This window comes from Lentzea sp. NPDC051838 (assembly GCF_040681245.1).
Taxonomy (GTDB): domain Bacteria; phylum Actinomycetota; class Actinomycetes; order Mycobacteriales; family Pseudonocardiaceae; genus Lentzea.
The window spans coordinates 534,172-548,498 of record NZ_JBFAYI010000002.1 but is presented as its reverse complement, the minus strand read 5'-3'; the positions used below and the strand labels follow the sequence as shown (position 1 = coordinate 548,498).

The 14,327-nt window shown below is 66.7% G+C and carries 14 protein-coding genes and 1 tRNA gene; 10 read left to right on the top strand and 5 right to left on the bottom strand.

What is annotated here, in order from left to right; translation table 11 throughout:
- Positions 1-133: 133 nt before the first annotated feature.
- From AB0M24_RS08590 to AB0M24_RS08575, 4 genes are all read left to right on the top strand, one after another.
- The gene (locus tag AB0M24_RS08590) at positions 134-754 is read left to right on the top strand and encodes a sigma-70 family RNA polymerase sigma factor (protein WP_363762762.1); all 621 of its coding nucleotides are present in this window, start codon (positions 134-136) and stop codon (positions 752-754) included.
- Complete coding sequence (locus tag AB0M24_RS08585; RefSeq protein ID WP_363762759.1) at positions 751-1,533, top strand: anti-sigma factor; 783 nt, start codon at positions 751-753, stop codon at positions 1,531-1,533. The genes AB0M24_RS08590 and AB0M24_RS08585 overlap by 4 nt, the downstream gene beginning before the upstream one ends.
- A gap of 22 nt (positions 1,534-1,555) precedes the next feature.
- Positions 1,556-1,978 carry a TIGR02611 family protein gene (locus tag AB0M24_RS08580; protein WP_363762756.1) on the top strand — a complete coding sequence of 141 codons (423 nt, stop codon included), beginning with the start codon at positions 1,556-1,558 and terminating at the stop codon, positions 1,976-1,978.
- Between the two features lie 56 nt (positions 1,979-2,034).
- Positions 2,035-2,106 (top strand) — tRNA-Val (locus AB0M24_RS08575).
- A 120-nt stretch (positions 2,107-2,226) separates the two neighbouring features.
- On the opposite strand, the gene AB0M24_RS08570 is transcribed toward AB0M24_RS08575, so the two are convergent.
- Together AB0M24_RS08570 and AB0M24_RS08565 are read right to left on the bottom strand one after the other, a co-directional pair.
- On the bottom strand, positions 2,227-3,576 hold the full coding sequence (locus AB0M24_RS08570) for a tyrosine-type recombinase/integrase (RefSeq protein WP_363762753.1): 1,350 nt from the start codon (positions 3,574-3,576) through the stop codon (positions 2,227-2,229).
- The gene (locus tag AB0M24_RS08565) at positions 3,573-3,782 is read right to left on the bottom strand and encodes a helix-turn-helix domain-containing protein (RefSeq protein WP_363762749.1); all 210 of its coding nucleotides are present in this window, start codon (positions 3,780-3,782) and stop codon (positions 3,573-3,575) included. The genes AB0M24_RS08570 and AB0M24_RS08565 overlap by 4 nt, the downstream gene beginning before the upstream one ends.
- Before the next feature lie 292 nt (positions 3,783-4,074).
- Between AB0M24_RS08565 and AB0M24_RS08560 the strand changes: the two genes are divergently transcribed.
- Positions 4,075-4,374, top strand: a complete 300-nt coding sequence (locus AB0M24_RS08560; RefSeq protein ID WP_363762746.1) for a helix-turn-helix transcriptional regulator — start codon at positions 4,075-4,077, stop codon at positions 4,372-4,374.
- Positions 4,375-4,736: 362 nt separating this feature from the next.
- Here AB0M24_RS08560 and AB0M24_RS08555 read toward each other — a convergent pair whose 3' ends face one another.
- From AB0M24_RS08555 to AB0M24_RS08545, 3 genes are read right to left on the bottom strand one after another with little or no spacing between them, the layout of a single operon-like run.
- Positions 4,737-6,104, bottom strand: coding sequence for a DNA cytosine methyltransferase (locus AB0M24_RS08555; RefSeq protein WP_363762743.1), 1,368 nt, complete (start codon positions 6,102-6,104; stop codon positions 4,737-4,739).
- On the bottom strand, positions 6,088-6,954 hold the full coding sequence (locus AB0M24_RS08550) for a DNA methyltransferase (protein ID WP_363762740.1): 867 nt from the start codon (positions 6,952-6,954) through the stop codon (positions 6,088-6,090). The genes AB0M24_RS08555 and AB0M24_RS08550 overlap by 17 nt, the downstream gene beginning before the upstream one ends.
- On the bottom strand, positions 6,947-7,912 hold the full coding sequence (locus AB0M24_RS08545) for a hypothetical protein (RefSeq protein ID WP_363762737.1): 966 nt from the start codon (positions 7,910-7,912) through the stop codon (positions 6,947-6,949). The genes AB0M24_RS08550 and AB0M24_RS08545 overlap by 8 nt, the downstream gene beginning before the upstream one ends.
- Positions 7,913-8,314: 402 nt before the next feature.
- On the opposite strand from AB0M24_RS08545, the gene AB0M24_RS08540 reads away from it, so the two are divergent.
- From AB0M24_RS08540 to AB0M24_RS08520, 5 genes are all read left to right on the top strand, one after another.
- Complete coding sequence (locus tag AB0M24_RS08540; protein ID WP_363762734.1) at positions 8,315-9,253, top strand: hypothetical protein; 939 nt, start codon at positions 8,315-8,317, stop codon at positions 9,251-9,253.
- Between the two features lie 182 nt (positions 9,254-9,435).
- Entirely contained in the window at positions 9,436-9,684 is a 249-nt protein-coding gene (locus AB0M24_RS08535; RefSeq protein ID WP_363763066.1) for a pilin, read from the top strand.
- A gap of 2 nt (positions 9,685-9,686) precedes the next feature.
- The gene (locus tag AB0M24_RS08530) at positions 9,687-11,456 is read left to right on the top strand and encodes a hypothetical protein (protein WP_363762731.1); all 1,770 of its coding nucleotides are present in this window, start codon (positions 9,687-9,689) and stop codon (positions 11,454-11,456) included.
- On the top strand, positions 11,453-12,526 hold the full coding sequence (locus AB0M24_RS08525; RefSeq protein ID WP_363762728.1) for a PrgI family protein: 1,074 nt from the start codon (positions 11,453-11,455) through the stop codon (positions 12,524-12,526). The genes AB0M24_RS08530 and AB0M24_RS08525 overlap by 4 nt, the downstream gene beginning before the upstream one ends.
- Entirely contained in the window at positions 12,523-14,307 is a 1,785-nt protein-coding gene (locus tag AB0M24_RS08520; protein ID WP_363762725.1) for a DUF87 domain-containing protein, read from the top strand. Before AB0M24_RS08525 ends, AB0M24_RS08520 begins: the two co-directional genes overlap by 4 nt.
- Positions 14,308-14,327 lie beyond the last annotated feature (20 nt).

The window sequence follows — 14,327 nt, the reverse complement described above, 5'->3', positions numbered from 1 at the left end:
GCACGGCGACCGTTTGCACGCTCTCCGTAGCCTCCTCGCTCGTTAGCCTGCGTTCAGCGACTCCCATCTTGCTGGGTCTAACCTGAACCCGGTACCGGCTGTTGCGCGAATGTTGGACGTGAGGACATCTCTGGTGGCTGACTCGCCCGGCCCTACCGCCGCGTCACGCGACGGCCGGCCGACCGATTTCGAGCTCGTGCAAAGGCTCGCACAGGGCGATCGGTCGGCGTTCGGGGAGCTGTACGACAAGTACGGCACGCCCGCGTACTCGCTGGCCAGACGCATCTGCGTGGACCCCGAACTGGCCGAGGACGTCGTCCAGGAGGCCTTCCTCGGACTCTGGCGGCACCCTGCCAGGTTCGACCCGACGCGCGGAAGTTTCGGCACCTGGCTGATGACTCTCGTTCACCACCGCGCGGTGGATGCCGTCCGCAAGGAGAACACGCAGCGTCGTCGAACTGTTCCCCTCACCGACGACGTTTCACCACCGGTGGACAGTTCCGATCACGAAGCGTTGGTCAACGTGGTGGGCGCCGAGGTCAGAGCCGCACTGCGGACGCTGCCGGAAGAGCAGCGCCAAGTCATCGCACTCGCCTATCTGGGTGGCTACACGCAGTGCGAGGTGGCCAAGCTGACAGGCGTGCCGCTGGGGACTGTGAAATCGCGCACGTTCGCGGCGATAAGACGCCTCAGAGGCACGTTGGGGAACTTGTGGGCCGGCGAGACCGGCGAAACGACAGGAGCAAACCGGTGAACGGCGAACTGTGCCCTCACGAGGAGCTCGCGGTCGGCTGGGCGATGCACTCCCTGGAGCCGGACGAGGAAGCAGTGGTCCGCGACCACCTGCCGGGCTGCCCCACCTGCCAGCGCACGGTGAGGTCGACGCAGGAGGTTCTCGCGGGCATCGGCGGCGCCGTCCGCCAGGAGCAGCCACCGCCCCGCCTGCGCGCGAGGCTGATGGAGCAGATCGAGCACATCCCGCAGGAGGTGCCCACCCAGCACCGCCCGCGCCACGCGGCACCCACTCCCCTGCGCCCGCAGCACCGCCGCCGAACCGGCCGCGTCCTGCTGGCAGCCGCGGCCGTTCTGGCAGTGGTAGCGGGCGGCGGCTACCTGGGCGTGCGCGTGAACCAGCTGTCGGGCGAGGTGACCGCCTCCCAGTCCCGAGCCAACGACCTGAACAAGGCGCTGGGCCTGGCCACGGACCCGTCGACGAACAGGGCGATCCTGCGCGACGGCTCCGGCAAGGAGGTGGCCATCGTGCTGTCGAACCCCACCGCGGGCGCCGTCATGCCGATGAACCTAAAGCCGAACGACTCAGGTCACGTTTACGTGGTTTGGGGTGCAAGTACGAAAGCGCCGGTACCGTTGGCGGTGTTCGACGTGCGCGCGGGCTCACCCGACCCGCAACTGCTCAGCTGGGGGGCCGACGCGCACCAGCACACCAAGTTCGCGGTGTCGCTCGAACCTGGCCGCACAGCACCGTCCTCGCCAACAGATGTGCTGGCAGGAGGCCAGGTTGCACCCGCCTGAGTACCAACAGGATGATCGACACATGACGAAGCCCGACGTGAAGCCCGACGAGCACAAGGGCTGGCGCCACTGGTTCCACCGCAACCCGGCGCTGAACCTCGCCTACCGCATCGGCGTGGGCGTGATCGGCGGCCTGGTGCTGATCGCCGGCATCATCATGATCCCGTACCCCGGCCCGGGCTGGCTGGTGGTCTTCGCGGGCCTGGCCATCCTGGCCACGGAGTTCGAGTGGGCGGGCCGCGTCCTGAAGTTCGCCAAGCGCTACTACGACCGCTGGGTCGAGTGGCTCAAGCGCCAGCCGGGCTGGGTCCGCGGCCTGGTGATGGCGGGCGTCTGCGCCATCGTGCTCGTCACCTGCTACTTCCTCAACGTGTTCGCGCTGGTCGGCGGCTGGTTCGGCCTCGAGTGGAGCTGGTTGCAGAGCCCGATTTTTGGTTCTCGTTGATGATGTTGTAGGCTATGGCCACTCCGCGAGAGCGGGACAGCAAGACAACAGAACACGGGCGTTTAGCTCAGCGGGAGAGCGCTTCGTTCACACCGAAGAGGTCACTGGTTCGATCCCAGTATCGCCCATATATCCCGAAAGCCTCTGACCTGCGAAGGTCGGGGGCTTTCGGGTTTCTTGAGCACGTGTTGACCCCTCGTTTCGGGGCTTCGGTGCAAAAAGTGGTGCTAAACCAGCGTCGTTTCACGTCAGGCCAGCCCCTTCTGGGAGGGTGGCAGGAACAGACCAATCACTGCCTCGGCAGCGTCACGGTCGAGGTCCTCGATGTCCGCGGAGTAGGTGTCGAGCGTGAACGCCACCGTCGCGTGCCCCAGGCGAGAGCTGACGATCTTCGGGTGCACGCCGGCCCGCAGCGAGATCGTCGCGTAGGTGTGCCGAACATCGTGGAACCTAATCTTCGGCAGCCCGAGGAAATCGACGATCCTGTTGAACTCCTCGGTGATGGTGTCCGGGTAGATCGGCCGGCCGTCTTCCCAGCAGAACGCCAGCCCATGGTCCTGATAGGCGTCACCCCAGTCCTGCTTCTCCTTCTCCAATTGCTGGAAGTGCACGGTCAACACGCCAGTGGTGAAGCTGTCCAGTGCGAGCAGCCGACGGCTCTTCTGACTCTTGCCTGAGCCCGTCACCACCTTTCCTGCAGCGATCACCCGTGTGGTGGCCGCCACACGAACAACCTTCTTCGAGAGATCAAAGGCCGCGATCTCCACACCGCACAGCTCCGAACGACGAACTCCCGTCGACGCCTCAAGCACCCACAACGCGTACCACCGGTGGTGCCGCACATGCTCAAGGAAAAGCATCATCTGCTCGGGAGTCCAGGTGCTGTGGTTCCGCCTCGGAACCGACGGAGCCTTCACGCTCCGGATCGGGTTGAGACTGATGTACTTCCACAACCCCGCCACACTCATCGCAGAGCTGAGCATGATGTGCACGCTCTTGACCGTCTTCGGCGCGAGCCCCGGCTGGTACGGCTTGGGGATCCGACCAACCTCGTAACGTCGCACCGCGCGGCGCGCAGCTGCGTAGGTCACACCGACCTTGTCCGCGATCTCCCGAGGCCGAATCTCTAGATTCGCGGCGCAAGCCGCCTTCCACAGCTCGTACATCTCACCGTTGGTGTTGTGCTTCTGACGCCCCTCGGTGAGCAGGTGCTCGTAGAGCGCCGCGACCATCGAAGGCACAAAGTCCTGCATGAGCCGTCGCCCGACTATGGGCATCACATAGGTCCGCGCCAACGTCTCGTAGTTGGCCGCCGTCGTCGCTTCGACGGTAAGGCGTGCGTACGGGAAGTACTGCTCGAAGAAGTCGTTGATCGTGGCGCGAGACGGTTTCACGTAGGTCTCGGTGACGAGCGCGGCGCGCGCCTCCTCCATCCCCGCCCATGCGTCGTCCTCGGTCTCGTAGCCGCTCTTCCTGATCTGCTCACGGATGCCAGTGAGAGGATGTTCAGGCCCTTGGAAGGCGTACGCCCACTTGCGACCGCGCTGATACACCGATCCATCAGGACGCTTGTAGGACCGCTTCTTCTTGCCAGTCATGCGGCCTCAACCCCTGCGGTGCAGTCCTGCTCGGGATCGAGGAACTCGACGAGTCGGGCACGAACCACGAAGAGCCTCCGCCCCATCCGCCGCACACCAGGCAGCTGCCCTGAATGTGCGTATCGGTAAGCCGTGGCCCGCTTGATGCCCAGCAACATGGCCGCTTCCGGAACGGACACAAGAGCCGGACCGTGTTCATCGATCATGGCGTTCTCCAGACGAACTCTGGGGCACACGACAGCACCGCCGAAAGGCCGACTCGTGGCGCTTTCGGGTCGCGTGCCCGGATGGGTTCAATATCAACTTCAGCGCCCGCACCACTCGCGCGAACGCCGCTTGCATCGGCCACCAGCAGCCGATCTGAGTAAGGTATCACCTTACTGGGACAGTTTATACCTTGCTGAGACAGTCGCCACCTTTCCCCAGTGAGGCGGAACGGCCCAGCCTCATGGGTCTTTGGCGTGCATCGGGAAGACTGACCTGCACTCGGCGCTCTTGATGAGCACACGCGACCACGGGAAGGGCGTGCCAGTGCAGCTTCGATGGCGCCTCAGGCAGGTGATGGCCTCACGCGAAGTGTGGACAGGCAAGGACCTGCGGGACCTGCTTGCTCAGCGCGCCAACTTCACCATCTCCGGGCCGTCGGTGTACGCGCTGATAAGCAACGAGCCGACTCAGGTGAAGACCGAAACCTTGCAGGCCTTGTGCACGGCGCTGCGGTGCACGCCGAATGAGCTCTACGGCGTGACCCCACCGCGCGAGGTCTCCCTGACCGACGAGCCTGAAGCCGCGGAATAGTCGGCGCGCCTCGTTCTTCCACGGCGTGATCTTGTCTACGCAGCCCTTGGAGCCGTCCAGGTTCAGCACGTGCAGCGGCATCGACGCGAACCGGTGCCGCGGGTCAAGCGCATCCGCCCGGATGTCTCCTGTTGTTGAAACGGTGCGCACCGAGTTGCCTGCACGCTCGGCGTGGGCTGCTAGTCGCTGCAGGTTCGCGTAAACAGCGCGACGCTCCCAATGCGTATCGACGAACAGAGCGCAGTCGAACCAAGGGATCGCGCATTTGCACGCGAGCAGCAACACCGCAGTGCCATGAACGCCTGCGCCGAGCGACACCAACCGGAACGCCGAGTTTGTCTGCGGAATGACCGTGGACCTGCTCATGCCGCCTCGCTCTCGTCCGCTGAGTACTCATCAGCCAGTAGCGCCGCAAGGTCGGCCAACAACAGAGACAGGGCATAGGCAGCCTGAGCTGGAACAACCCCGTTGCCGAGCGCGCGCAGTTGCGCCGTCCGCGGGAGAGGAAGATCGCTGACCCAGCCCTCAGGCAGTCCCATCAAATGCTCGACGAAGACTGGAGCCAGTACTGGACGGCCACCACGGCCTGGCTGGGTCGGACACGGTGCAGCCCTGCCGAGCAGGCGCTCCCAACGGCGGACGGCCGCGGTGTACTCGCCCCATTCCACTAGGGAATACGAACCATGCTGGCCAACTGCCTGCTCCGCGGACAAGTCGGCGACCTTGGCTAGATGGCGCTGGCCTCCACCGTCGATGGCTCTCCGTCGTGAATGCGATGACTCGCTGCGTCCTCTGCGTAGGCCGTTGGCTGCGGCAGTGACCTCACCGCGATCGACAACGGCATGCCCATCCCGTTCCCGTTGACCTTCCGCACCAGGTGCCGCTCCTGACGCTCCAACCAGTTGCTGATCCGTTCGCCGTCGTTCGGGTTTACCGCGGTTGGCGTCGGAAGCAGTCGCACGGAGTCGGTGAGCGTCACGCAGCCCTGTGGAATTGGCCTGCTGGAGCTCAGCACTGTCTGGATTGCCGCAGACCTCGAGTCCGCGGCGGTGGGCGTTGGCAACAGCTTCACAACCGAAGCCACCACGTCGTGAAGGCTGACTTGGTGCCCCTGCGCTCGACGACGTTCCGGGTCGGCCGCGCCGCGGTGATCTCCATCTCGCGCTTGCGGAGTCGGCAGCATTCGCGCCGATGCACGCGCGGAGCCAAGCGAGCAGAAACACGCGTTCTCGACGGTGGGCGCAGCCGACTTCAGCGGCGCGGACGCTACGCCAGAGCGCGTCATACCCTGTTTCGGCCAGGTCGCCGAGTACACGGTCGAGCCCGCCGTTGCGCCAGCGAAGCGCGGCGACGTTCTCCACGACGAGCAACGTGGGCTGTAGTACGCGAACGCCTGCCACGATGTCGGACCAGATGCCACTGCGTTCGCCCTTCTCTATGCCCGCACGCCGACCGGCGGCAGAGATGTCCTGACACGGAAATCCCGCTGTCACCGCATCGACCGGCTCGACGGTCGCCCAGTCGATGCTCCGAACGTCGCCGAGGTTGGGGACACCGGGGACGCGCGCGGAAAGAATGCGGCGGACGTGCGGGTCTGGATCTGCAACCCAGGCGATGCGCCCACGGCCGACAGCCGCCAGCAGACCGAGGTCGAGCCCGCCGTATCCGGTGCACAACGAACCCACAGTCAGATCAACGCTGCCCGACAGGAGCTCACGCAGCGAGGGCATAACGGTCCCCTGCGGTCCGACACCCTGCCGACCGATCGATCCGTTCTGGGCGGCCCGCCACAGCAAGCTCAGCTTCGTGGGCAAGTCGGAAGACCAGCACCTCGTGGTGAGCCACTAGCGAGGTCTGCGCACCAACGGCACGCGCTGCGCGGCGTTCCTCAAAAGACGCTCGGGTGACGAGACGTCCGCCACGTAGCTCTGCGGTCAGCGCGATGCACCGATCGACCGGGGTCAGGCCGGACGCGATGCCGGTCTCGATGAGCCGCGAGGTCAGGTCGACAAGCGAACCGTCGCGACGCCGGCAGGGTCGTGCGACTACAACGACGTGGCCGCCGGAACACAACAGCGGCTCACAGCAGCGCAAGGTCGTGGTGAGCTCGGCGGCGGCGGACTCGACCGGGTCATGGTCCGGACACTTCAGGCGGTCCGAGTTGGTACGCAGGGCGGTCAAGACCAGTCCGACTCGACCGGTCAGACCGGCGGCGCGGACGGTTGCGAGGATCCTCGGGCGGGCGTCGAGAACGGAGCCGTCGTGCCATGCGCCGGCGGACTTGGCGGCGGTGACATTGGCTCGAGCGAGCGCCCACCACTGGGGGTCCGAGGTGAGTCCAAGTGCATGTCGTCCGGAGCGCAGCGCCGCGGTGAGGGTGGTGCCCGCACCGCAGTCCGGGTCCAGCACGAGGTCGCCGCGCTGCGTGTAGGTCGCAATTGCGTGAGCGGCGACGGCGGGTGGGATGCGTTCGGCGTCGGTTTCGGTGCCTGACACGCAGCCGGCCGCGCGCAATTGCGTTGGCTGGTCCTGTTGCCCTGTCGGCCAGACCGACAACGGAGTCGCGAAGTGGTCAGACACGAAGGCTCACCTCGGTAACCGGCCGGCGACTGAACACAAGGAGGTCGTCGTGCACCGGCACGTGCTGACCGGTTGGCGCGGGCGGGCGCGTTGGGCTGAGTGAACGGGCCCGCTCAGTTGGTGTGGCAACAACGAGTGCTCCGTCGCGAATGGGTGCGCGCAGCAACGTGATCCGATCGAGGTAGCGCAGCCCTTCGCAGTCGGCAGCGCGCACCAACGAGCTGGCCGGATCGACGAGCCGACTGGTTGACCGATCACTGCGAGTGATGACCGCGAGGATGCCTGCAGGGGTGAGCACGCTGCCCCAGTTGGCCGGGCGGAGCCAGCCGAGGGTGCCCGGTTCTGCCGCCGTGATGACGAGGTCGTAGCGGTCCGGACTGAAGTCGTCCAGAGCCGAGTCCGGTTCGGGGTTGCCGCGCGTCGGCTGTCCGGCGGGTGACGCTGCAGCCTGACTGCTGACGGACTCACGGAGTCCGTCTTCGAACTCCAAGTCGAGGCGCTCGCCCACTCGCTCGGGGTGCGGACCGGCGGTCTCCGTTTGGACGCCTCGGCCGAGTCGGACCACGGTCCAACCAGCCTCGTGCAGCCCGGCATACCGACCGGGCCGGGACTGCACGCGAGTGTCGTTCGTCGTGCGCGGCCCGGCTTGCACGGGATGGGGTGCGGGTTCGAGCAGGAGGACCCGCTGGCCGGGTCGGGTGTATGTGGTGACGATCTTCACGACCGCGGTCAGCATCCAGCTTGCGAGCAAGCCGGTGCCCTCGAAGAGGTTGTCCTGAGCGCACGGCCAGACGGTGCTCGGCCGTCCGGGAACTGGGTGACGCAGCCGAAGTGCCAGGCTGTGCCGGCGGCGTGTTCGCCGCGTGCGCCGTAGCGGGGTCGAGGCCGTCGAAGAGTGGGCGTCGCCGAGCTTCTCGGACTCGCCTTCAGCGGAGTCGTTGCCGTGTGCCGGGGTCATAGCGTGTCTCCTCCGACGGATGGTGCGGCGTTTGCTGACACTCCTTAACTCCGCATTTCACGCTCTTTTTGGACACACTTGGACCGCTTTCTTGGCCGCGCCACGAACGAGACCGACACTCAGGCTCAGCGAGCGCGGAACCAAGATTCTTCTCACAGCTACGAAAGCGCACAAAGGGCCTGAAAACACAACTAGAGAAGGACTAGCGGTCTACTAAGTCCGCAGCTCAACAGGCCAGAAGCCCTCCCCGTGACGGGTGAGGCGAGGAACTGAGATAGCAGAGAATTAGTCGCCGAGCGAGATTCAATAGTCGCCAGCTAGTAGCGGCTTGGTATTTCCTTGGTATTGCTCGTGGCTTCCTGGCGTCGTTGTTGTTCGCATCGACGTTGCAGGAGTCACGACATGGCTACGAACTCATTGGACATCGCGCGGGACGCATTCAACTGGCTGGTCACGGGACCGCATCCGGTCTCGCTGAACGGCCGGCTCTTCACGGGGCTTCCAGACCGGGACATCCCGTTGGACGAGGTCCGCGACCGGCTGTTGGCGCGGCGTTGCTCGCAGGCGACGCGGGACGCGGTGTGGGCGCACCTGGTGCTGCGCTCCAGGACGGAAGGAGCGACCTGGACCGTCGCGGCTGTTGGTGTTGCACTGCCGGCGTTGACGTCGGTCGCGGCGACGCTGTCGGATCGGTTCTCCGGTGACCCGGCTGATGTTCACGCGGAGGTCTTGCGCGGCTTTCTCTCCGCGCTGTCGACCGTCGACCTGCGTCCGCCGCGGATCATCTTGCGGCTGCGGTGGGCTGCCTACCGGTCCGGCTACGACGCTCTGTCCGAGGCTCTGTCGAGTCCGACTCCGGTCGCGCCGGGGTTTCGGTCAGCGCCGCCACACGCTCCCTGGGGACACCCCGATCTGGTGCTCGCACGTGCGGTCGCGGACGGAATCCTGACCCAGACCGAGGCCGCGCTGATCGGTGCGACTCGGCTGGAGAACGTGTCCGTCGCGGACTGGGCCGCAGCGCACGAGGTCGGCGAGTGGGCGGTCTACAAGACGCGCAAGCGCGCCGAGCTCAGGCTGGTCGACTACCTGCGCGAGGCCGTCGCGGACGCTGATCCGAACGACACGCTGATCGACCAGGTGGCTGCCTCGGTAGCCCTCGCGCGACCAGTCGACCCGAGGCGTGACTTGCCGCGCACGTCACCTTCCGTGGCTGCTGTGAAGGGCGAATCGGAGCAGAAGGTTCAGGCCCGCATGTCCAAAACGGACACGAATTCCGGAGTTCAGGACTGCGGGACACACCCGCACTCAGCCCGGTCTTCGGAGGGGTCCCAATGCGCCTGATCAATCGTTTCTCCACCACAGCAAGCCGATCGCATTGCGCCCCCGTCGACGACGTTCCACAGGAGACAACTCCGGACGGCCTGCCGCAGCTCAACCTGACCAGGTTGACGCGCGTCGGGGTGGTCGCGGGAGCCGTTGCCCTGATTCTGCTGACGACCGCATCGACGGCTGAAGCCGGCGCGATGGTCGTCGCCCTGGCCAAGTCGGTCGACGAGGTCCTCAACAACATCCGCAACTGGATCATGGGCATCCTCGCCGGACTGGCGACGGTGTTCCTGTCGATCGGTGGCGTCCGTTTCCTGGTGGGCGGCAACGACCCCGGCGAGGTCGAGAAGGCCAAGTCCGCGTTCAGGTCCGCGGGATGGGGCTACGGCCTGGCGGCTCTTGCGCCGCTGGTTGTCGAGGTCCTCAAAGGGATCGTGGGTGCCTGACCATGGCCGTCAGCACTCCGCCCCGGATGAGGGAACGCCGACCGCCGCGGTGGCGCGCCGCCCTGCTCGTGTTGAGCGTCGTCGTCGGTCTGCTGGGCGCCGTCGCCGCGGCTGCCTCCGCTCAGCCTGATACGCCAACGCCCACCGCTCCGACACCGACTGCACCGCCAACCGTTTCGACACCAGCGACCACGCCACCTCCGACCGTCAGCCCGCAGCGGCCTCCCGTCGAACGCGCTGAGTGCGGCATCACCGACCTGTCGGCGTGCGTGAACGAGGGCTTCTCGTCGTTCGTCAACCTGCTCGTCGGCGAGTCCCTCAACTGGTTGCTGCGGATGCTCGGCAGCACTCTGCTGTCGACACCCACGCTCGACCAGTTGCCGCGCATCGGCGAGATCTGGGAGCAATCAAGGCTGTTCGTCGTTGCGGCCTACTCGCTGCTGGTGCTGCTTGCGGGAATCCTGGTGATGGGCCACCAGAGCATGCAGACGCGCTACACGATCCGCGAGATCGCACCGCGCGTGGTTGTGGGATTCCTCGCCGCTAACCTCAGCCTGCTGGTGGGCGATCAGGCCATCCGGTTCGCCAACGCCGCGTCGATGGCGGTGCTCGGCGACAGCCTGGATCCGCAGACGTCCGGCAAGGCGGTCACGGAGCTGTTCGTGGCCCTGGTGAGCCGGTCCATGGTCGACGGTGGTCTGTTCGCCGGGTTGTTGTCGCTCGCGCTGACCATCCTGTTGATCGGTCTGCTGGTGGGCTACGTCGTGCGAGTCGGGCTCACCGCCATCTTGCTGGCCGGGGCGCCGTTTGCGCTCATGTGCCACGGCCTGCCGCAGCTGGAGGGCGTTGCACAGTGGTTCTGGCGCTCTAGTGCCGGTGTGCTCGGCATCCAGGTTGGACAGAGCCTCGCACTGATCGTGGCGCTCAAAGTGTTCCTCGAGCCAGGCGGCTTCAACTTCTTCGGCACGCCGACCTCGGACGGGATCATCAACCTGATCGTCCTGATCGCGCTGATCTGGATCCTGGTGAAGATCCCGACCTGGGTCATGAATCAGGTCCGAGTCGGAGGCGGGCGCCGCTCGTTCCTCGGTGGGCTGGCGTACGCGTTTGCGTTCGGCAAAGCCATGGCACTGGTGGGTGGTGGACGAGCCGCCGCGGTGGGCGCCCGTGCAGCCACCCGATCGAGCGGCGGCGCTGGCCGACCGGTGGCCGCAGATCCTCCGTGGCCCGCTCAACCTCGCTTCACGGCCACTCCGGAGATGGTGAGCAAGCGCCTCAAGGAGGCCTACGACGCGGAGCGCATGCGGGCCGCACGTCGTCCCCGCGTGCCGTCCCAGGACCCGAAGTTCCTGCAGCCGCAGCCCCAGCACACGATCCACGACCCCGCCGTTGTGCCGGCAACGCTCGGGCCGACCGTGCCGGAGTTCAGCTCCGCCGCCGCACCTGCCACACCTGTCGCACGACCCCGACGAGGTCCCAAGCCTGGCAGCTCACCGCAGTTCCAAGTTGCGGGCGGCCCGCGCCGTCGGAGTGCGACGCCCAAGGCGGACCGGCCGGTTCGGGTGGCTTCTGTGCCGCCGCAGCTGCAGTTCCGTCCGGCGACCCCACCACCGCACTCGCCACCGGCGACCAAGCCGACGGGTTCGCCTTCCGCGCCGGTGTTCCAGCAGCCGCGTCCCGAACCCCGCATCGGCGACGCGTACCGGCGCACTCACTCCGTTGCACCGCCGGTCTTCCGCGCACCGAAGCAGCCAGGAGGTGGAGGGAAATGAGCCAGCCCGTCAGGATTCCTTCGGACGTCGATCGCGAGGACAGGGTGATCGGCCCACTGACCGCGCGGCAGTTGCTCATCGTCTCCGTCACCGGGATCGTGCTGTACGCGACGTACACGGCCACGCGCTCGTTCGTGCCGCTGGTGGTGTTCCTCATCGTCGCGATTCCGATCGGTGCGACGGCCGCCTTGCTCGCGCTGGGCCAGCGCGACGGCGTCACCCTGGATCGGCTGGCGCTGGCGGCATTGCGGCAACGGATGAGCCCACAGCACCGCGTCGCGGCACCGGAAGGCATCCACGCCGTTCCGGAGTGGCTGGGCGACAACTCGACGCCATCTCTCGGCGCGTTGAGGCTTCCTGCCGAGGCGGTGGCGGACACCGGCGTGATCGACCTCGGCAAGGACGGCCTCGCGGTCGTCGCGGTCTGCTCCACGGTGAACTTCAGCCTGCGCACGCACACCGAGCAGGAGTCGCTCGTCGCCTCGTTCGGCCGGTATCTGCACTCGCTCACCGCCCCGGTTCAGGTACTCGTGCGCACCGAGCGGCTGGACCTGTCAGGGCAGATCGCCGAGCTCCGCGAACAGGCTGGAGGACTGCCGCACCCGGCGCTGGAGCAGGCGGCGTACGAGCACGCCGAATACCTCGAGCAGCTCGGGCGCGCCACCGAACTGCTGCGTCGCCAGGTCCTGCTGATCCTGCGCGAACCACTGTTCACCGCAGCTCCGTCGGACGGTCTTGGCGTCTCCCCTCTCACCGCGCTGATCGCCAAACGCAAGGCCAGTAAACAGGCCGGTGCCGTGGACGAAGCCGCGCAACGAGCGGCAGAAACCCGGCTCGCGCGACGGCTCGGAGAGGCGGCCGAACTGCTCTCCCCCGCAGGCATCGTGGTCACCCCGCTCGACGCCGGACAAGCCACCGGCCTGCTGGCCGCGGCGTGCGACCCCGACAGCCTGATCCCACCAAACATCGGCCTCGCCGGCTCGGACGACGTCATCACCACCGTGTCCGACTGGGACGACGACGCCGAGGACCCCGATGACTACGACACCGTCGGGAGGCACCACCAATGAGCGGCAAAACCAGCGCGTTCACCCCGGACGCCGTCTCGGTTCACCCGCGCGCGTTGGAAGTCGGCGGTGAGTGGCTCGGGTCCTTCGCCGTCACCGGATACCCGCGCGAAGTCCATCCTGGTTGGTTGCAGCCGTTGCTCACCTATCCCGGCCGAGTGGACGTCTCGCTGCACATCGAGCCGATCGATCCCGTCACCGCGGCCAACCGGCTCAAGAAGCAACTGTCCAAACTGGAGTCCGGCCGTCGGCACACCAGCGAGAAAGGACGGTTGCTCGACCCGCAGGTCGAAGCTGCCACGGAAGACGCCTACGATCTGAGCGCGCGGGTCGCCCGTGGCGAAGGGAAGCTGTACAGGTTCGGGCTGTACCTGACCGTGCACGCACCGACCGAGGAAGCTCTCGCCAACGAGGTGGCTGCGGTGCGGTCGCTCGCGGCGTCCTTGTTGCTGGACTGCAAACCGACCACCTACCGAAGCCTGCAGGGCTGGATCACCAGCCTGCCGATGGGCCTCGACCTGATCGGCATGCGGCGCACCTTCGACACCAGTGCGCTGTCCGCGGCGTTCCCGTTCACTTCGCCCGATCTGCCACCGCCAGACCCGACTTCGGTTGGCGCGCCGAGCGGAGTGCTCTACGGCTTCAACATCGGCAGCCAGGGTCTCGTGCACCACGACAGGTTCGCGCTGGACAACCACAACTCGGTGATCCTCGGCCGCTCCGGCGCGGGCAAGTCGTACCTGGTGAAGCTCGAACTGCTGCGCTCGCTGTACCGCGGGATCGAGGTCCACGTCATCGACCCCGAGGACGAGTACGCACGGCTCGCCGCAGCGGTCGGCGGCACCTACATCCGCCTCGGCGCCGAGCAAGTCCGGCTCAACCCGATGGACCTGCCGATCCACACCCGCCCGGACGGACGGCGAACCGCACCGCGCGACGCGCTCGTCCGCCGATCGCTGTTCCTGCACACCATGATCTCGGTGTTGCTGGGCCGCGAGCTCGAAGCAACCGACCGAGCCGTCCTGGACCGGGCCATCTCCGCGACCTACCAACAGGCCGGGATCACCTCGGATCCGCGGACTTGGACTCGCCCGGCGCCACTGCTGGCTGACCTCGCCGAGGTACTCGCGGAAGCGGGGGCGGCCGAGCTCGCGGCACGGCTTCAGCCCTACGTCGCAGGCTCGTTCTCCGGCCTATTCTCCGGCCCCACGACGACACGACCTGAAGGTCACCTCGTGGTGCTCTCCCTGCGGGACCTGCCCGACGAGCTCAAGCCGATCGGCACGCTACTGGCGCTTGACGCGGTGTGGCGTCAGGTATCCAACCCGGCGATCCGCAAGCGACGGCTGGTCGTGGTCGACGAGGCGTGGCTACTGATGAAGGAGCCCGCCGGGGCCGAGTTCCTGTTCCGCACGGCCAAGACGTCGAGGAAGCACCTCGCCGGCCTCGCGGCCGTCACCCAGGACACTCCGGATCTGCTGGGATCTGATCTGGGCAAGGCGGTCGTGGCGAACGCCGCGACTCAGATCCTGCTGCGACAGTCCCCTCAGGCGATCGACGAAATCTGCCGCGTGTTCGACCTCTCCGCAGGCGAACGCCAGTTCCTGTTGTCCGCCGACCGTGGCCAAGGCCTGCTCAGCACCGGCACACAGCGGGTCGCTTTCCAGTCGATCGCCTCGCCCGCCGAGCACTACCTGGTCACGTCGGACCCCACCGAACTCGCCGAGATTCCTGGCAGTACGGCCGACGTCGACTCCGCTTTCGTCGAACTCGATGCCGCCTGACGATCCCAAGGGAGACAACC

Bases quoted from the DNA above. Each gene is read 5' to 3' on its own strand.
- AB0M24_RS08580 (WP_363762756.1), top strand. From the start codon at position 1,556: ATGACGAAGCCCGACGTGAAGCCCGACGAGCACAAGGGCTGGCGCCAC.
- AB0M24_RS08570 (WP_363762753.1), bottom strand. From the start codon at position 3,576: ATGACTGGCAAGAAGAAGCGGTCCTACAAGCGTCCTGATGGATCGGTG.
- AB0M24_RS08565 (WP_363762749.1), bottom strand. From the start codon at position 3,782: ATGATCGATGAACACGGTCCGGCTCTTGTGTCCGTTCCGGAAGCGGCC.
- AB0M24_RS08560 (WP_363762746.1), top strand. From the start codon at position 4,075: ATGAGCACACGCGACCACGGGAAGGGCGTGCCAGTGCAGCTTCGATGG.
- AB0M24_RS08555 (WP_363762743.1), bottom strand. From the start codon at position 6,104: ATGCCCTCGCTGCGTGAGCTCCTGTCGGGCAGCGTTGATCTGACTGTG.
- AB0M24_RS08545 (WP_363762737.1), bottom strand. From the start codon at position 7,912: ATGACCCCGGCACACGGCAACGACTCCGCTGAAGGCGAGTCCGAGAAG.
- AB0M24_RS08540 (WP_363762734.1), top strand. From the start codon at position 8,315: ATGGCTACGAACTCATTGGACATCGCGCGGGACGCATTCAACTGGCTG.
- AB0M24_RS08535 (WP_363763066.1), top strand. From the start codon at position 9,436: ATGGTCGTCGCCCTGGCCAAGTCGGTCGACGAGGTCCTCAACAACATC.
- AB0M24_RS08530 (WP_363762731.1), top strand. From the start codon at position 9,687: ATGGCCGTCAGCACTCCGCCCCGGATGAGGGAACGCCGACCGCCGCGG.
- AB0M24_RS08525 (WP_363762728.1), top strand. From the start codon at position 11,453: ATGAGCCAGCCCGTCAGGATTCCTTCGGACGTCGATCGCGAGGACAGG.
- AB0M24_RS08520 (WP_363762725.1), top strand. From the start codon at position 12,523: ATGAGCGGCAAAACCAGCGCGTTCACCCCGGACGCCGTCTCGGTTCAC.